The sequence below is a fragment of the Psychroflexus planctonicus genome, from assembly GCF_014640195.1.
GTDB classification, from domain to species: Bacteria; Bacteroidota; Bacteroidia; order Flavobacteriales; family Flavobacteriaceae; genus Psychroflexus; species Psychroflexus planctonicus.
This window is the reverse complement of record NZ_BMGM01000001.1, coordinates 299,689-318,743: the sequence shown is the minus strand read 5'-3', so window position 1 is coordinate 318,743 and position 19,055 is coordinate 299,689. Positions and strand designations below refer to the sequence as shown.

The following is a 19,055-nucleotide window of genomic DNA, read 5'->3' as shown; positions in this document are numbered from 1 at the left end:
GATGGCAAAGAAAAATACGTACAAAGAATTCGGTTTATCTTCTTGGGCGATTGACAATAAAATGACGGTTTACGTCATCATTGCCATTATTCTACTAGGCGGAATTGTTTCCTACTTCAACATGCCTAGGGAAGCTTTTCCGGAGATTGTAGAGACCAAAATATATGTGAGTTCAATAAACCCTGGAAACTCCGTTGAAGATGTTGAAAAGTTCATTACCGAAGCGCTGGAAGAAGAATTCAAGGATGTAAAAGGCGTACGCGAAATCACTTCTACTACGCAACAGGATTTCTCCATGGTGATTGTTGAATTTGAAGAAGACGTTGCGGTTCAAAACGCCAAACAACTAGTAAAAGACAAAGTAGACCAAGTGAAATCGGCTACCACTTGGCCTACCTTAGACAATGGTGCCAAAGTAGAACCCAATGTATTCGATTTGAATATTTCGGAAGAAATGCCCATTTTGAATATCAACTTAACGGGAAATTTTCCTATTCTGAAGCTCAAAGAACATGCAGAATACCTTCAGGAAAAAATTGAATTGCTTCCCCAAATCAAAGAAGCTTCCATCCGTGGAGTAGAAGATAGAGAAGTAGAAGTAGCGGTAGACATTTACAAAATGGCAGCTACCAAAGTAAGTTTTAACGATGTCATCAATTCCATTCGCAATGAAAACAAAACCATCTCCGGTGGTAACATTGTCACCAATGGATTTCAAAAAAACATCCGCATTCTTGGCGAAGTAAAAGACCCAAGTGAACTGGAAAATATTGTTGTGAAAGACGATGGCGGACAAGTGTACTTGCGCGATATCGCCAAAGTCAATTTTCAAATGCAAGATGCCACTACTTACGCTAGAGAATATGGCGACCCCGTAGTTACGCTCGACGTTAAAAAAAGAGCGGGCAAAAACATGATTGAAGCGGTGGACCAAATTAAAGCCATGGTGGAAACGGAATTGGAAACTGAATTTCCTGAAGGTTTACACATCAGCCTAAGTAACGATCAATCCATTAAAACCAACAATCAGGTAGACGATTTGGTAAACAACATCATTTTTGGAGTGATTCTAGTGGTGGTGGTTTTGATGTTTTTCCTTGGATTTAGAAATGCACTTTTCGTGGGAATTGCTATTCCCTTATCCATGTTAATGGCGTTGATTATTTTGTCATCTTTCGGTTTCACCTTAAATACCATGGTTTTATTCGGCTTGGTAATGGGCTTGGGAATGTTGGTAGACAACGGTATTGTAGTTGTAGAAAACGTGTATTCGCTCATGGCGCAAGGCAAAAGTAGAATGGAAGCGGCCAAACTCGGTGTAGGCGAAATTGCTTGGCCGATTATTGCTTCAACAGCCACTACCTTAGCTGCTTTCTTTCCATTGGGTTTATGGCCGGGAACCATTGGTAAATTCATGATTTATTTCCCGATTACACTTTCTGTAGTTTTGGGTTCTTCACTTTTTGTGGCATTGATTATCAACGCTATGCTTACTTCCACTTTTATGAAAGTAGAAGAAAAAAAGTTGACTACCAAAAAAACCATCCGCATTAGTTTAAGCCTGTTGGTTATCGGGGGAATATTTTTAGCCATTGGATTCATTCAAGATTACGGCGCTTTTAGAGCCATCGGAAACCTAAGTATTCTTGCTGCTATTTTAATTTTCATTTACAAACTGATTTTAGCCAAAGCGGTAGATTATTTTCAGTTTACCTTTTTGAAAAAGTTAGAAAGTTTATACGAAAATACATTGAAGTTTGCCTTGTCTAAAAAAATGGCGTATTTCACCTTTTTTGGTACGATTGTTTTACTGATATTTTCCTTCATATTGATAGCAATTGTTCAACCAAAAGTCTTGTTTTTTCCTGAAAACGAACCCAACCAAATCATTACCTATATTGAATATCCTGAAGGAACGGATATTGAAAAAACCAATGAATTGGTAAGACGAGTAGAAGAACGCATTTATGAAACCATTGAAAAATATGAAGATGAAGACGGTTACAATTTCATGGTCGAGTCAGCTATTGCCTTAGTCGGGAAAGGTTCTGGAAACCCAAATACCGATGGTGGAATGGTGAATGACATGCCACATCGCGGAAAAGTTACTTTGTCTATGCGCGAATTCAAATTGAGGCGCGGTGTGTTAAGTTCGACCGTTCAAACAGAAATTCGAGATGCCTTAAAAGGATTTGCTGGAGTTAGTATTTCAGTTGAAAAAGATGAAAATGGACCACCGTCGGGTTATCCCATCAATATTGAAATCAGTGGTGAAGATTATGACAAAATGCTAGATGAAACGGAACGTTTACGCCAATTCATCAACAATACCGGCATTGAAGGAATTGAAGAATTGAAAATTGACATCAATAAATCCAAACCCGAATTGGATATTGAAGTAGACCGAGACAAAGCCGGAAGATTAGGTATTACCACGGCACAAGTAGGTCAAACTATCCGAAGAGCAGTTTTTGGCGAAGAAGCTTCAACCTATAAAGATGCAGATGACGATTACCCGATTAACGTTCGCTTTAATGAAGAATTCAGGTACGATGAAAATGCCATTTTCGATCAGCCCATTACGTTTAGAAACATTCAAGGACAAATTGTGCAAGTACCTATTTCAGCTTTAATTGAAACCAAGCCTACTACTACTTTTTCCGCTATTAAACGGAAGGATTTAAAACGAGTGATCACTTTATATTCCAATGTCTTGGAAGGGTACAATGGAAATGAAATCGTAGAAATGATTGAAGATGAAATGAAATATTTTGATCTTCACAAAGACATCAATTATAAGTTTACAGGCGAACAAGAAAAGCAAGAAGAAAACATGGCGTTTTTGTTAAAGGCTTTATTGATAGCCGTTGGCGGAATTTTATTGATTTTGGTAGGTCAATTCAATTCGCTTTCCAAACCCATCATTATCGTAACTGCGGTGGTGTTGAGTTTAGCAGGCGTTTTCTTCGGAATGGTCATTTTCAAAATGGATTTTGTAATCATCATGACCATGATGGGGGTAATTTCCTTAGCGGGAATTGTGGTGAACAACGCCATTGTTTTGGTAGACTATACCCAAATATTAATCGATAGAAGAAAAGAAAAACTCAATTTAGATTTTGACCAAATGCTGACCAAAAAGCAATATTTTGAAGAAATTGTAGCTGGTGGGAAATCGCGACTGCGTCCTGTTTTGTTAACGGCCATTACGACTATTGGTGGGTTAATTCCGTTAGCAGTTGGTTTCAATATCGATTTTTTTGGTTTGTTTGTAGATTATGAACCTGGTATTTACATCGGTGGAGACAACGTAATTTTCTGGGGACCTCTAGCTTGGACGGTAATTTACGGACTTATTTTCGCAACATTCTTAACTTTAGTGGTGGTGCCGGTGATGTTTTATTTGGTAGCCAGAGCAAAATTGAGATTAAAGAAAAAGGAAGTTGTTGCTTAAAAGTAGGTTATGCGAAGTTGAGCTCTGCGAAGTCTAAGACTTCGCAGCAAAGCAATTAGGTGAAAATAGCTTGGACTTGTAATGTAGAAACTAGATAATTCATGATGCGAAGTTTCAAACTTCGCATAGCTTTAGTCTTTTGTCTTTGCGCTCTGCGAAGTTGTGCTCTTCGAAGTCTAAGACTTCGCAGCAAAGTAATTAAGTAATAGATGCTTGGATTTATAATATGGAAATAAACTATTCATAACATACTTTAAAATAACATTCGGTATTAATTTATCAACAATATTTTGTAAAAATTATTTAAATTTTATCAAAATGCTTACTTTTAAAAAACTAAACCAAGAGTTATGTCAAAATTTGGAGATTTAATCAATTTAAAAATCCCAATACTGTTGAATTTTTATACAGAATGGGATGAAGATTCTCAAGCCATGCATCCTATTTTAAAGGATGTTGCAGCTGCTTTGGGAGATCAAGCGAAGGTGATTAAAATTGATATTGATAAAAATCAAGAGCTAGCCGAAGTCCTGCGAATTAAAAGCCTCCCTACTTTTGTTTTGTACAAAGATGGCGAAATGGTCTGGCGAAAATCAGGTGTGATGGATGCCAATACTTTGGTAGCCAAATTGCAAACCACCGCTTAAAGTTTCTTAAAACTAAAGCCAAGTTGCCTAAAGTGTTGCAAGTATTTGGGCAAGATGTAGGTTAAGTTTTCAAAAGCTTTCTCGCTATCATGAAAAATAACAATACTTCCATTACGTGTTGCGGCAATGCTTTTTGAAAGTAAATCTTCGGCTTGCAATCCTTGATTGTAATCCTTGGTAAGTACGTCCCACATGATGATTTTATAGTTTTTCTTCAAAATAAAATCAGCTTGTTTGGAATTCATTTTTCCATATGGCGGACGAAATAAATGGGTCTTAAGTTCAAGTTGAGTAAATAAGTCTGCGGTTTGTTGCACTTCTTCAGCATAGGTTTCAAACGAAGTTTTCCAGCCGTTTACATGATGAAAGGTGTGATTTCCTAATGCATGTCCTTCATTTAAAGCACGTTCAGCAATTTCAGGATGCTTTTGAAGGTTTTCTCCAATGCAGAAAAAACTTGCTTTTGCATTAAATTCTTTGAGTGTTTTTAGTACCCAAGGAGTTACTTTGGGAATGGGACCATCATCAAAACTAAGGTAGATTGTTTTTTGCACATTTTCTTTTCCATGCATATCCCAAATTCGTTTAGGATATAACTGCTTCACCCAAAATGGGGTTTTATGTGGAAAGACATCCATTTCTAAAAAAGTTTAGTAGAACATGTTTTGGATACTGATTAGTTACAACTCCGTAAACAAACTCATTTGATTTTAATCAAGCTAATACAGCATCATTAACTAGGGTTGAAGCAGTTCGTTTAAATTGGCATCCATTTCAACCGAATCTACTTCAGCTTCATCTAAATTTTCTGCATCAATTTCGTTTAAAAGTTCTTGGTCTAAATCCTGCTCTTCACCTTCATAAAAATGAGAAAACAGTTGAATGTATTCATTGAATTCTAAGGCTTTTTCTTCTGAAAATTCCTTTTCTTCATTCATAATGGCAATATCAACAAAAGTTCTATATCGCTCTATGTCCGTAACAATATCTTCAATGTAATAGTATTGTCTGGGCAAATCTAAACTCGCAAAATAGTCGAGTTGTTCTTGGTATTTTTTCACCACTTGATTCCAGTATGTGCGGGCTTTTTCGGTTTCACCAATTTTGTAATAACCAGAAATAAAGGGTTCGGTTAAAGTGTAAAAACCAAACTTATCTATCGGCATTTTTTCCATGGCTAAATCCATTAGTATTTTAGCGCGTTCTTCATCATCTTGTTGCAACAATTTTTCAACTACTCTAGCTATGTTGCTTCGGTAGGTTATTGAATTTTTTCTGGTTTCAGGGTCATGGTAAATATCATCGCTACCGCTATTGCCCCAATACCAATTGGTCATGATTTCAAAATTTTTGTCCACATCAACTCTTCCCATATCAAATGGAATTCTAGGGTCGACAGGCGTTTTAATGGGCACCAATTGATACACCACACCGTCCATTTGTAGGTAGTCTTTTAACCATAAATAATCATCGTCTCCAAAACTTCCGCCGGTAAATGCAATCGGGCGTTCCCAGTTGTTGTTTGCCAATAAATCCAACATCATCAAGCGGTGTTTCGAAATTTGGTTGGTATTGATTTCTAAGTATAAAGTATCTTCAATTAAGTCGGCATCTTCTTCTTTTACAATACCATTTTTAATTACATTTTCTTTGTTTACCGGAACGCGTACGTGACGAGTAGGGAAAGTGTTAATTATTTCGCCATTTTGTAATTCTGCTCTCGTAGTTCTGTTATCGCTTTTGATGTATTTCATGAACTGCATGATGTCTAGCGTGTCTGCTAATCGCTCATCTTTGTTATACAAAACAGCATCATTGGTTCCGTAGCGATAGTCTTCGTGTTCAAGTAAAGTTTTTATGGCTTCGCTTTCGTAGGACTTTCTTCGCATTTGGTCGATGTACCAATCGGTAGCAAACAAACTGGTGTTGATGGTTCGCACATCGGTTCGGTAGCCTTCAATTTCTTGTGCATACCACAATGCGAAGGTGTCGTTATCACCAATAGTAAATAAAATTCCATTTTCGTCAACCGAATCTAAGTATTTTTTAGCCATCGCTAAGGCAGTGTATCGATTTGAGCGATCATGGTCGTCCCAATTTTGGCTTGCCATTAAAAAAGGAACACCCATTAAACAGGCTACCAAAACTACAGGAGCAGCAACTTTTGGGGGAATGTATTTTTGGAAAGTTTCAAATAAACCGTAAACCCCTAGACCTATCCACATGGCAAAAACATAAAAGGAGCCAACTACAGCATAATCTCGTTCTCTGGGTTCGAAGGGCCTTTCATTCAAATATATTTTTAATGCAATACTGGTAAATAAGAAAAGTACCGTTAGTGCCCAAAAGGTTTTTTGGTCTTTAGCCAAGTGAAAAAAGATACCGATTAGACCTAAAATTAAGGGCAAAAAGTAATAGGTGTTTCTTGCTGGATTGGTCAAGGCATCGGTGGTAAGTTCACTTTGGTTGCCCAATCGCATTTCATCTATAAAAGGAATACCGCTGATCCAATTTCCGTGTAAATCGTTTTTTCTGCCTTGAACATCGTCTTGTCTTCCTGCAAAATTCCACATGAAATATCGCCAGTACATATAACCCATTTGGAAGTCCAACATAAAGCTAATGTTGTCTATATATTCCGGTTTTTCTACATTGATGTAGCGTTCCAGTTCACTGAGGTAACTAATGTATTCTGAAGTTTCAATCTCACCATTTTCGTATCGAAGGTTTAAATCGTTAACCATGGCAACCAATTCTTGTTCTCCACGATATTCTGATTTAATGCTAATTTCTAACGGACCTGTGTAAGAAAGATAATTTTCAATATGATCCCAAGACCACATGCGTGGTAAAATGGTTTTATGCTCGCCACTTAAGTTTTGTTTTACATCTTCGTATTTATTAACTACAATGTATTTTCCAGCTTCTTCGTCTTTTTCGTATTTAGGCTTATCGTCTATATAAGGTTCGGCTGCGTCTAAGTCTGCAAATCGAGCAGTAAACTGTGGACCATAAAACAATTTGGTTTCGGGATATTGTTCTCTGTTGTAATAGGCTAATAATTCTCTGGCGTTGTTTGGATCATTTTCATTGATAACGGTTCCTGCATTGGCACGAATTGGCAGCATGATCCAACTGGAAAAACCAATTAAAATGAATAAGATGCAAAGCACTAAGGTGTTGAGTTGAAAATATTTTTTTGAACGCGTATATTTCAACAGAAATACAAACAGCGCAACCACTACAATGCCAGCGAAAATAGTTCCTGAGTTAAATGGAAGCCCGAAACTATTCACAAAAAGCAATTCCGCTTCAGCGAAAAAAGTCATGGTATACGGAAGCAGTAATTTGAAGATAAACAACAAAATACCAACCACTATAAAATTAGCAATTATGAAGTTTTTGACGGTAACTTTTTTGGTGTTTTTAAAGTAATATAAAAACCCAATTGCAGGAATAGTAAGCAATCCCATAAAGTGAACACCAAAAGAAAGCCCAACTAAAAAAGCGATTAAAATAACCCAACGATGTCCGCGGGGTTTATGCATATCGCGTTCCCAAAGCAAGCCCAAATAAAACATGGCCGCCATGATGCAAGCTGCCATAGCGTAGACTTCAGCTTCAACTGCTGAAAACCAAAAGCTATCGGTAAAGGTAAACGCAAGCGCACCTACAAAACTACTAGATAAAACAGCAAATTGAGTGGAAGTGGAAGCATTTTCGAAATTAGGAATAATCTTACGAAGCAATAAAGTGATGGACCAAAACAAAAACAAAACAGCAAATGCGCTAGATAAAACAGACATTAAATTTACCATTAATGCAATTTGGTCTGGACCTGAAGCAAACAAGGAAAAGAAAGCTCCAAAAATTTGGTACAGCGGAGCACCCGGCGGATGACCGACTTGTAATTTTGATGATGTAGAAATGTATTCCCCGGCATCCCAAAAACTAGCCGTTGGCTCTACGGTTAGCCAATACGTAATTAAAGCTATGAAAAAAGCAAACCATCCCAGTAAAAGGTTGAGTTGTTTAAAGTTTAGTTTTGGCATTCTTTTTTATTTAAGAAAGCGAAAATAAGGATTATATTGTAATTGGGTGTTGAATTTTTTTTGTGATTCTAAGCTGGAACGAATAATGAATCAAATACTTGTAGATGTTTTTTATTTTTAAAAAAGATGAAGAAAATTTATCAGTAATGTTTTGCAGTAAAGAAAGTATGTTATAAATTTGCACCCGCATTGACAAATTGGCCTATGGTGTAACTGGCAACACGTCTGGTTTTGGTCCAGAAGAGTCTAGGTTCGAGCCCTAGTAGGCCAACAAATGCAAGTCCGAATTTTCGTAAGAGAGTTCGGATTTTTTTTTGATTGAAAATGTTGTAGGGCGATGAAGTTCATGCTGGGCTTGCCGAAGTAAGCCCTAGTAGGCCAACAAAATGCAAGTCCGAATTTTCGTAAGAGAGTTCGGATTTTTTATTTTTAATACGATTTCACTGTCTCTTCGAGTGAATTCTGCGAATGGAATGCGCAGGATTTGTATCGAGAAGTGAGTTGTGAGACTTGCTAAATTAATTCTCGATACAATTTTGATTTCGCTCTGCTTCATCAAAACCACCTGCCTTTGCCGTCAGGCAGGCTCAAGCCAAAAAATTGATTTTCCCTTGAGGGAAATGCCGTAGGCAAAGGGTGTCTTAAGTAATGAGATTTAAGCTATGGAATTATGATTAGTTCTCGATACAATTTTGATTTCGCTCTGCTTTATCAAAACCACTTGCCTTTGCCGTCAGGCAGGCTCGAACAGACATTGGTTATTTGAATTTTTTCTTTGCTAAATTAGGGAGTTTATCAAATTCATTATTAATCAATGCTTCTTTTTTAGCTTTCGACCATTTTTTGATTTTCTTTTCAGCTTCAATAGCTCTATTGACGTCAGTAAATGCGGCATAGTACACCAAATGTATTGGTCTGCGGGAGAAGGTGTAACTGCCAAAATATTTTCCTGACTGATGTTCATTTAATCTTTTATCAAGATTAGATGTAATACCTGTATAGTAGGTTTTATCTGAACACTTTAAGACATATACGAAATACAAGATGTACTATTTTCTCAAATTTATTAATTTTTTATAATATTATCTCACTGTCTCTTCGAGTGAATTCTGCGAATGGAATGCGCAGGATTTGTATCGAGAAGTGAGTTGTGAGAGTTACTAAATTAATTCTCGATACAATTTTGACTTCGCTCTGCTTTATCAAAACCACTTGCCTTTACCGCCAGGCAGTCTCAAGCCAAAAAATTAATTTTCCCTTGAGGGAAATGCCGTAGGCAAAGGGTGTCTTAAGTAATGAGATTTAAACTCTGGAATTATGACTAGTTCTCGATACAATTTTGACTTCGCTCTGCTTCATCAAAACCACCTGCCTTTGCCGTCAGGCAGGCTCAAGCCAAAAAATTAATTTTCCCTTGATGGAAATGCCGAAGGCAAAGGGTGTAAATAATAAAAAGTTTTACCTTCCAAAAAAAATGATGTAACAAATTCTAAGAACAGACTACAAATTACGATGCTAATAGGGAGTCCTTAATTATGAAAACCAACTCTTTTCTTAAATTACTTCTGCTTGTAGGAGTTTTGTTGCTCATTCCGTTGATAGGTATGCAAGTATCAGACGAAGTAAACTGGTCGGAATTCAACTTTTTGGTGGCAGCAGTATTATTGCTAGTTTTTGGTTCTGTTGTTTTACTTGTTGTGAATAAAATAAAAACTAAAAAAACGAGAACCCTTTTCGTAGTCGGAATTCTTTTTCTGCTTTTTTTAATTTGGGCTGAGCTTGCGGTTGGTGTATTTGGAACTCCATTTGCAGGTAGTTAATTATACTACTGCTTCCATTTAAACTAAGAACTTTCGTTCAAGTGTTTTTGAACGGCTTCTAACATTGGGTCAGATTTGGTTAGAATACGGTAAGCAGCTTCTTCACCAAATAATTGTTTGGCTATACTTGCTTTTAAAAAGCGTTTTAACTTGTCTTCGTGCGTTTCAAAATTATAATTGAAAGCTAACTGATTCAAATACTCAGTATAATTTAAGAGCATTTCTTTAGGAATCTCAAAATTGGAATAATCTTCTTCCGTTAGATTATTGTAAAATTTTCTGTCTTTATCTAACTCATCAAAAACAAAACGATCTATAACTCCGCCTTTCAACATGTATTCTAGATCTTCGTCTAGGTTGTTCACTTTTTTAGGAATAAAAATATCAGGTACAATTCCGCCACCGCCATATACAATTCTTCCGCCAGGAGTGGTAAATTTAAGGCTGTCGTTTACTTGAATACTATCTCGTTCCAGCAGTTCGCCATTTTCATAACGCTTTTCGTAGTCGTTAAAATACGAACTATTTCCGTTGCTGTAAGGACGCTGAATAGACCTTCCTGTGGGTGTGTAATAGCGAGCAACGGTTAATCTAACAGCGCTTCCGTCTGCTAATTTCATCTCGCGTTGCACCAAACCTTTTCCGTAAGAACGTCTACCAACAATGTATCCGCGATCGTTATCTTGAATAGCACCGGCTACAATTTCGCTAGCAGAAGCAGAATTTTCGTTTAGTAGAATGTACAATTGTCCATTTTTAAAACTGCTTTTTCGTGTAGCGAAGTTTTCTTTAGTTTTGCCCGAACGATTTTTGGTGTACAAAATAGGCGTCCCATCTTGAAGAAATTCATCTGCAATGGCAATGGCTTCTTTTAAAAAACCACCTCCATTATCGCGCAAATCTAAGACCAGGTTTTTTGTGCCCTGTCTTTTTAGTTGATTTAATTTTTCGATAAATTCTTGATAAGTTGTTTCAGCAAAACGGTTAATTTTTATGTAACCTAAATTTTGGTTTAAAACAATACCAGCGTTTACACTTTGAATAGGAATGCGGTCTCTGGATAAATTGAAATCGAGTAATTCTTCCTTTCCTTTTCGTTTTACCTTCAAGCTTACATCGGTGTTCATTTTTCCTTTTAAAACTTTGATAATGCTATCATTGCTTAAATTTTGATCGTGCAACTTAATGCCATTGGCAAATAAAATACGGTCTCCTGGTAAAATCCCTGCTTTTTTTGAAGGTCCGTTAGGCAAGCTTTGTATTACGGCAATACTGTCTTCTACTTTGTAAAAACTAATACCAATACCTACTATTTCACCTTTCATATTTTCTCTAATGCTACCATATTCTTCTTTAGAAATATAAGTAGAATGTGGGTCTAAATTATCCAACATTTGGTTTACCATAGTAGTTACCATACTGTCTGTATTTACTTCGTCTACATAATCATTTTCAATGTAGTTGAGCAGTTGGTTTATTTTGAGTTGTGTAGTATTGTTTGCCGAAAAGCGCGAAGGATTACCATTGATAAAAAAATTGATAAACAAACCCATGGCAATGGATGTACCTATAATTAAGGGTAAATATTTTTTATGATAATGCTTTTTACTCATGTTCAAGGTCTGTTATGTGCGCCAATTCTACTCCTGCCTTTTCTAAAAAAAGCAAACCGCTATCGTCTTTGTATCGCTTCTGAAAAACCACTCGATTTATTCCCGCTTGATGAATGAGTTTACTACAATCTTTACAAGGTGAAAGCGTAATGTATAAAGTAGCACCTTTACAAGACTGTGTTGAAGCAGCTACTTTTAAAATAGCATTGGCTTCGGCATGTAAAACATACCATTTGGTAATGCCATCTTGGTCTTCGCAATTATTTTCAAAACCGCTAGGTGTCCCATTGTAACCATCCGAAATAATCATGCGGTCTTTTACAATAATAGCACCTACTTGTTTACGATTGCAATGCGAGAGTTTCCCCCATTCCTTAGCCATTCGTAAATAGGCTTTGTCAAATTTAAGTTGCTTGTTTTTTGTTTTCATTTTTGCTTACCATAACCAATTATCTCGCAAAATAGGAATGCTTAAACCAATGATTATAGATGAGATAACCAATATCCAATCGCGTTTAGCGAAATTAAAGATGTTTTGAAATATAAACCCAAGAATTAACACAACTGAAACAACAATGAGCTGAGCTACTTCAATTCCAAGTGCAAATTCAACGAGTAAAAGCGTCATGTTGTCTGCGCTTTCCGAAATCATTTTAAAGTAAGTTGAAAATCCAAACCCGTGGACTAATCCAAAAAACAAGGTTACAAAATAAAGTAAATTCACTTTTTGACTTTCTATGTTTTTTTTGGCGCTAATCAGATTGTACACTGCGGCAATAATTATTGAAACGGGAATTAAAAATTCCACAATACTAATGTCTACCTGTACAAGTTTGTAGGCTGCGAGCGCTAAAGATAGCATATGGCCTATGGTAAAAATGCTTACCAAATAAAAAACGCGCTTCCAAGAAGAAAAAGTATAAGCGGCAACCAAAGCGGTTAAATACAAAATGTGGTCATAAGCATTCGCATCTAAAACATGCGTTAGCCCAAGTTTAAAATACAACCAAAATTCTTCCATAATTTTCTTTTATAAATGGGGTTTCAAAAGGAATCAAAGGTGCAAAAAAGTTTATAAAATTCGAATTTTCAATTCAGTTAATTTTAATTGAATTCAAATCTTATGAAATAACTGTACTTTAAAACAATTTACAATCCTTATTTTTGCATCCGCTTTAGCAAATTTCGTAAGCTAAGGCAAATTAAAATTCTTTACATGAAATATTACTTATCGCTTGCTTTTTCTTTTTTCTTTTTTCTTTCGGCATTAGCTCAAGCACCACAAGGTTACTACGATGATGCTGATGGCCTTACTGGCTTTGAATTGAAAACAGCGCTCAATCAAATTATAGATGATATAGACGATGGCGATGGTTTTCCATTTCATCAAGACCAAGGTTATGGCGCTTTGTATGATGCGTATGCCAATCCAAATAGCGGAGATACAGACGATTATTACGAAAATGACGGAACGGTGCTAGACATGTATTCAGAACAACCCAATTCAGCAGATGCATACAACTACAATCATTTCCAAAATCAATGTGGAAACTACAATGGCGAAGGCGTTTGCTATAACCGCGAACATTTGGTGCCACAATCTACATTTAACAGCGCATCGCCCATGAAAAACGATTACTTTCATGTAGTACCTACTGATGGTTCGGTGAATGGTGCACGTGGCAGTTTTCCATTTGGCGAAGTAGGAAACAATCCAGATTACACTTCTACAAACGGCTCAAAACGAGGAGACAATACTTTTCCGGGTTACAACGGAGTTGTTTTTGAACCTATTGACGAATTTAAAGGTGATATTGCCCGTTCGGTTTTGTATTTCGCCATTCGGTATGAGCAAGAATTTAGCTCGAGTTGGGATGCCAACGAAGTTTTAACAAGCAACGACGAACAGCAGTTTTACGTACAATGGTACATCGATTTATTGATTAGTTGGCATTTGCAAGACCCAGTTTCACAACGTGAAATAGACCGCAATAACAATGGTTATTTTTTTCAAGGAAACCGAAATCCTTTGATAGACAATCCAGCTTATGTGCAGCAAATTTGGGATCCAGAGCCCGATACAGAAGCGCCTACACCACCTGCTAATTTAACGGCATCTAATGTTACCAACAACAGCTTATTGCTTTCTTGGGAAGCTTCAACAGATAATGAAGCTTTAGATAGCTACCAAATTCAGCAAGACAACCAAACCATTGCTACTGTAGATGCAAGCGAACTTAGTCTTTCAGTTGATGGATTAGAAGCTGAAACCACTTACATATTTCAAGTTTTTGCTATAGATGCTACCGGAAATGTTTCAGATGCAAGCAACACCGCAACAGCTACAACTTTACCTGGACCTGATTTTAGCTTTTTTGAAGATTTTGATAATTGCGACACGGTTTCCGACTCATTTTTTACGGTGAGTGAATTGAGCGATTTAGATTGGAATTGCACAGACAATAATGGGTTAAACAATACGGGTGCCTACCAAATGAACAGTTTTAGCGGTGGTCAAGTACCTAGTTTAGATTGGCTAATTACCACCAATCCTATCGATTTTGATGCTTATTCTTTTCTAGAATTGAGTTTTTATACTGAAGCCACTTTTGGAAACACCCCTTTGCAAGTGGTTTATTCTACCGACTATAACGGAGGGAACAACCCATCTAACTTTACGTGGACAAGCTTGCCCAATTTTACCGCTCCTACGCATCCCGATGGAAGTAATAATGAAGTAGAATTTTTCTTTGACGAAATTGATATCAGCGCTATTTCTGGCACGGCCTACATTGCTTTTAAATATGATACCACTTCTGGTGAAGAAGCTACCCGCTGGACTGTAGACAACTTTTTAATTGAAGCAACCAGCTTAAGTACACCTACTTTTGAAAAAGTTGCTTTAAAAATGTATCCTAATCCAGCAACCGAAAACCATCTGTATTTTGATAGTGCAGTACATGTACACCAAGTTGAAATTTTTAATCTCCAAGGGAGATTGAAAAAACGTATCGAATTCGGCTCTGTACAAGGTAAAATTGACTTACAGGACTTATCAACTGGAATTTACTTTGTAAAGATCAATACAGAAGCACAAAGCATTACTAAAAAGTTGATTGTAAAATAGGTTTGCCGTAGATGGATTTAGTGAGCTTTTATTTGCTGAAAGATGTTGAGTTCGAAAATAAAAAAGCCTTTTAAATGTTTTTTAGTAGCATTTCAACAAATCCTTTTCTAATTTCTTGACTTGTTTGTAATTTCATTTTAAAAATACATTTATATTTGTAGCGCTTTGTAAAGTATCAAAAAAGTTCATTACATAAAATAAAACGGGGAATTAGCTCAGTTGGCTAGAGCACTACGCTGGCAGCGTAGGGGTCATCGGTTCGAATCCGATATTCTCCACAATATTTATTGATTATCAATAAGTTATAAAGCTATTTGTTCGATTTTTGTTCTAAATCAAAAATTAGTGTAGTTTTTTAAGGTAAAATTAAAGAAGTATCTTTGTCGGTGTATTGGTTGCCTTACTGGTACGTTTTAGACAAAAAGGCAAAAAGGGGGTTTGATTTATTCAGCCCCTTTTTTTATGTGTGAAAAACAATCCTACTTCATGTCGCTTCGAAAACGACGTAAACAATTCCTTTTTTTCAGCCGTTTTCTAGTCGTTTTCTAGTCGTTTTTTAAATATTTACTCACGTGCGTGTAGATACTAACGAACTTTTATAAATTATTCCTTTTTTATGGAGTCTAATTATTCATAGGATTGTAATTTTTTGTACCTTTTTTATGTCCGAAAAACAGTTCCTTTTTATGGTTTCTCAAAATTAAGGTTGTTTAATCATTAATATAAATTAATTAATTAATACAAATCAACTATTAATTTTATTTATTCTCTTAAGGGTGTATTATTCGTTTCTTTTTATTCAAATTGAAAAAAATTGATTAATCAAAGTTGACCGTTTTTGTCCGTTTTTTACCGTTGTAAACAATTCCTTTTTTATGGTTTCCGAAAATTCTTTTTTATGTCGGAAAAACAGTTCTCTTAAGGGTGTACGATTCGTATGATTTTCCGTTTATGTCCGTTTTTTTACGGTTGTAGATAATCAGTAAAAAAAAACAGTTAACTGTAATATCTGTAATTTATATTACGCTTATTTTTGGTTGTTAAGCTTTTGAATATTATTGTCTTATATCATTACATTACGCTTATGACGGATAAAAGTTTATGTATTAATATTAATATTCGTGTTGTGTGTGTATTTATAATTACACAAGTTTAAATTTTATTCTCATTTTATTAAAATAACCGTCATATCTGTAATGTAAAGGCTTAAAGCATTGTTTTATAATACCTTAAGCCCTTTTTACATCTGTAATGTACATTACGCTTATGACGTTAACTAATTAACAAACCATTTTTTTAAGTCTTCCCTATATTTATGCTCAATTTTGTGATGCTTTAAATAAGTATCAATTAGAGTTTTTGTGTTTTTTGAAGTAAAGAATTTTTCAAACCTTAATGTATTCCCGCCAGTATTGTAGATTCTTAAAAACTCACTCACATTAAAACCCTTTTCGTTGTCTCTCGTTGCTTCGTTTAAGATGCGTTCAAATTCATTAAGTAATGTATCGTTATAAAAATAAGCTCTATAATTATCTACATCTTTGTCGTATTTTGGTGCATCGAGGCCGAACTCAATAAAAGAAGCTACACAACTAAAACAAAAATTATAAAATTCATTCCATTGCTTAGCGTTCCAGTCTTCAAAAAATCTATGTTTAAAGTAGTCAACTGGTTTATGTTTAATATTAAAATAGTCGACAAATTTAAACTCCATAAAGCGGGCGTTTGTTGAACTTGCGTTTGCGTCATACCTTACAGCCCAATTAGTAGTTATTAAAAACTTAGGCGTTTGCTTAAAGTCTATTGTTCGGGCTTTTTTTCCTTTTGGTTCGACGCTTATACTTCCCACAATATTTGTGTATAAGTCATTATAATTAAAATTAGCCATTACGTCGTCGATTAAATAAACTTTGTCAGCTTCTGTAAGGTCTGCAAACCTATGACGGTAACCTCCGTCAAATTCGTTCCCTCGCTTTTCGTTTAATCTTTGCACCTGTTTTATTGCTTCGGCTAATAAAGACTTCCCACGTCTTCCGTTTCTACTATTGTCGTCAGCTCCAAAATCGGACAAAATAATAGACGGACTAAAACTCGGGTCTTTGTAAGTGTGAAGCAAGTAACCAAACATTCTAAAAAATTGAAATTGTGTTTTTTGTTCGTCTTCCGTTAAAGCTTCTTTTATTGGGTCTTTGCCAACTGAAACTAAGGTTAAGAAACGTTCAAAAATTGATATTTGAGGCTCTTCAATGTATTTAAACTCTCGCTTTTGTGTTGGATGCTCAGGAAAAAATCCGTTTACTTTTTTGTAAGGTATTACTTCAAGTTTTTCGCTATCCTTTTTGTAAAAGACAAAACCATTTTTAAAAGGTATTCCAAAACTATTTGCATTGTCTCGATAGTAAGTAAGTGGAACGGCATCGAGTAAGCAAAAACTATCTTTAATATCTTTGTTGTTGTCTTTTGCAATTTTATTTTCAATTGGCTCGGGATTGCATTCATTTACTTTACTTTTTAAAAATGAAACGGTGTCGGTTTTGTGGTTAAAAGGCTTCACAACATTATTACTATCTTTAAAAATTGTAATTGTGTCTTCGTCTTTTATGGAAACTCTTATGAAATTTTCTTGTTCAAAAAAATCTTTATAGCTTACTGGGGAAGTCTTAACTTTATTGTTGCCGTCAATTTCATAAAATAGCCTTTTATCGTTTACAACTTCGGGCGGTTCTACATCGGACTTTTTAAAAGTAATTTTATCAAAAACAAGTTCTTTTATTTCAGTCTCAGCATCTACAAAAATTGCATCGTGAAGACGTACAAAGTTTTTAATATTGTTGGCTTTTATAAACTTGTTAATGTACTTTTTTTCGTACTTGCTTAGGTCTTCAAATAGTTTCCCTTTATTGTTAAATCGGTCTTCTGTTATTACTTCATTAACTCGCTTTCCGTAAACTGGTCTCAATTGACCCCTTACAGCTTCAATTTTAGCGTTTTTACACTCCTTGTGTGTATTTAGTAGCATATTGAATTTGCGTTTATCTATAAGGCTATAAACGTCTTCTTTTCGTTCAATACTAAGCTCCATATCAATAAAAGTAGGGTAAGCTCTCGAAATATCATACTGAACTAATTTTAAAGAACTGGGAAGCATCCCCCTTAACGGTCGTGTAAGCTTTGTAAGCGGGTTGTATTCACGACTTCCGTTAACCTTAACGCTAAATACTTCGTCCATTGTCTTAGGCTCGTAAACGTTATTAAATTTAAGAAGCATAAACAAAACATAGGTTTTCCAGTTCTCAATTGAAAACGGACTATAATCTGGGGACTCATCTATTTTGTTGTATAGCTCAAATAAAAGTTCCTTATCGTGTTTAAAATATTCAATATTTAACTCTTTGCCTTTTTTGTAACTATTCAAATATTTAAAATAATCATTTTTATTTAGTGGGTTCTTACCAATGTATTCTAAAAAATGTATCATTACTTCGTCCAATTCTGAACGTCTGTTTTTAGTGGTGCTTTTCTTTATGGCGTCCGAAAGTAAGAATACTTCTTTTCTACTTTTTACGGCTTGTTCTATTCTATTGGTAAACTTAGTTTCCCAATTCTTTATAAAGTTGTCTAATTTATTAAAACTCATATTTAAAACATTTTGAATTGGTTTGACTTAGGGAACTGGTCGGGATTGGTTGTTAAATAGCCCGCTCGGTGGTTGCTTATTTTACATAAACCTTTTTTAACCTCAGCTACTTTGTCGGATTGTCTAAACGTTCGGACATATCTACAAATATTAGCTCGTAAAATACCCGTTTCGTTCGATACCATTAGCATCGTTTTAGGTGCTTCAAAAAATGCTTTAAATACTCGTTTTCTTTGCGTTAAAGCCTTATCTTTGTTGTGCTTCTCGTTAAAAGCATTGTTAAGGCTATTTGTATCTTTTGTACTCATAGCCTTATTTAATTTAGTTGTCTAATTTGGGTTAAACATTCGATTAACTCGCTTCGCTTATAATAGCGACGTTTGCCAATTCCATAAGGTTTGATTTTACCCTTTTTAGCCCACAAGTACAAAGTAGAAACATCGACTTGTAAGAACTCAGCCGTTTGCTCTCTAGTTAGTAGTTCATCGTCGGCTTCTTTGCTTAGAAACTCCTTTTTGAAGTTGTTGAGGTTGTCGCTAATTTTTTGGTCGATTAGCTTTGCCAGTTCGTCCGTTGTGATTTGTACAAATTGTACTGGTTCTGAATAACTCATTCTTTTAGATTTTAAAAATTAATTCAAAACCAAAATTATAGAGTTATTAGGTCTAAAACATTGATAATCAATTGATTAAACTTGATAATCAA

13 protein-coding genes and 2 tRNA genes are annotated in these 19,055 nt (G+C 35.5%); 6 read left to right on the top strand and 9 right to left on the bottom strand.

Features of this window, described 5'->3' with window-relative positions:
• The first annotated feature begins 1 nt into the window (after window position 1).
• Complete coding sequence (locus IEV72_RS01520) at window positions 2-3,454, top strand: efflux RND transporter permease subunit (protein WP_188457307.1); 3,453 nt, start codon at window positions 2-4, stop codon at window positions 3,452-3,454.
• A gap of 350 nt (window positions 3,455-3,804) precedes the next feature.
• A complete protein-coding gene (locus tag IEV72_RS01515) occupies window positions 3,805-4,101 on the top strand; it encodes a thioredoxin family protein (RefSeq protein WP_188457306.1) in 297 nt (98 codons plus the stop codon).
• Here IEV72_RS01515 and IEV72_RS01510 read toward each other — a convergent pair.
• Together IEV72_RS01510 and IEV72_RS01505 are read right to left on the bottom strand one after the other, a co-directional pair.
• Window positions 4,098-4,739 (bottom strand): polysaccharide deacetylase family protein, encoded by a 642-nt coding sequence (locus IEV72_RS01510; protein WP_188457305.1) that lies wholly within the window; start codon window positions 4,737-4,739, stop codon window positions 4,098-4,100. The genes IEV72_RS01515 and IEV72_RS01510 overlap by 4 nt on opposite strands.
• A gap of 99 nt (window positions 4,740-4,838) precedes the next feature.
• Window positions 4,839-8,153, bottom strand: a complete 3,315-nt coding sequence (locus IEV72_RS01505) for a glycosyltransferase family 117 protein (RefSeq protein WP_188457304.1) — start codon at window positions 8,151-8,153, stop codon at window positions 4,839-4,841.
• Window positions 8,154-8,351: 198 nt separating this feature from the next.
• On the opposite strand from IEV72_RS01505, the gene IEV72_RS01500 reads away from it, so the two are divergent.
• A tRNA-Gln gene (locus IEV72_RS01500) sits at window positions 8,352-8,424 on the top strand.
• Window positions 8,425-8,911: 487 nt separating this feature from the next.
• Here the strand turns inward: IEV72_RS01500 and IEV72_RS01495 are convergent.
• Window positions 8,912-9,196, bottom strand: a complete 285-nt coding sequence (locus IEV72_RS01495; RefSeq protein WP_188457303.1) for a GIY-YIG nuclease family protein — start codon at window positions 9,194-9,196, stop codon at window positions 8,912-8,914.
• A gap of 492 nt (window positions 9,197-9,688) precedes the next feature.
• On the opposite strand from IEV72_RS01495, the gene IEV72_RS01490 reads away from it, so the two are divergent.
• Complete coding sequence (locus IEV72_RS01490) at window positions 9,689-9,973, top strand: hypothetical protein (RefSeq protein WP_188457302.1); 285 nt, start codon at window positions 9,689-9,691, stop codon at window positions 9,971-9,973.
• A 23-nt stretch (window positions 9,974-9,996) separates the two neighbouring features.
• Here IEV72_RS01490 and IEV72_RS01485 read toward each other — a convergent pair whose 3' ends face one another.
• From IEV72_RS01485 to IEV72_RS01475, 3 genes are read right to left on the bottom strand one after another with little or no spacing between them, the layout of a single operon-like run.
• A complete protein-coding gene (locus tag IEV72_RS01485; protein ID WP_188457301.1) occupies window positions 9,997-11,586 on the bottom strand; it encodes a S41 family peptidase in 1,590 nt (529 codons plus the stop codon).
• Window positions 11,579-12,016 carry a deoxycytidylate deaminase gene (locus tag IEV72_RS01480; protein WP_188457300.1) on the bottom strand — a complete coding sequence of 146 codons (438 nt, stop codon included), beginning with the start codon at window positions 12,014-12,016 and terminating at the stop codon, window positions 11,579-11,581. The genes IEV72_RS01485 and IEV72_RS01480 overlap by 8 nt, the downstream gene beginning before the upstream one ends.
• A gap of 6 nt (window positions 12,017-12,022) precedes the next feature.
• A complete protein-coding gene (locus tag IEV72_RS01475; RefSeq protein WP_188457299.1) occupies window positions 12,023-12,607 on the bottom strand; it encodes a HupE/UreJ family protein in 585 nt (194 codons plus the stop codon).
• A gap of 195 nt (window positions 12,608-12,802) precedes the next feature.
• Between IEV72_RS01475 and IEV72_RS01470 the strand changes: the two genes are divergently transcribed.
• A complete protein-coding gene (locus IEV72_RS01470; RefSeq protein WP_188457298.1) occupies window positions 12,803-14,713 on the top strand; it encodes an endonuclease in 1,911 nt (636 codons plus the stop codon).
• Window positions 14,714-14,917: 204 nt separating this feature from the next.
• Window positions 14,918-14,991: transfer RNA gene (locus tag IEV72_RS01465), tRNA-Ala, on the top strand.
• A gap of 998 nt (window positions 14,992-15,989) precedes the next feature.
• Here IEV72_RS01465 and IEV72_RS01460 read toward each other — a convergent pair.
• The 3 genes from IEV72_RS01460 to IEV72_RS01450 are packed head-to-tail and all read right to left on the bottom strand — an operon-like array spanning window position 15,990 to window position 18,963.
• A complete protein-coding gene (locus IEV72_RS01460) occupies window positions 15,990-18,350 on the bottom strand; it encodes a hypothetical protein (RefSeq protein WP_188457297.1) in 2,361 nt (786 codons plus the stop codon).
• A gap of 2 nt (window positions 18,351-18,352) precedes the next feature.
• Window positions 18,353-18,658 carry a hypothetical protein gene (locus IEV72_RS01455; protein ID WP_188457296.1) on the bottom strand — a complete coding sequence of 102 codons (306 nt, stop codon included), beginning with the start codon at window positions 18,656-18,658 and terminating at the stop codon, window positions 18,353-18,355.
• 8 nt (window positions 18,659-18,666) lie between these two features.
• Entirely contained in the window at window positions 18,667-18,963 is a 297-nt protein-coding gene (locus tag IEV72_RS01450; RefSeq protein ID WP_188457295.1) for a helix-turn-helix domain-containing protein, read from the bottom strand.
• Between the last annotated feature and the right edge of the window lie 92 nt (window positions 18,964-19,055).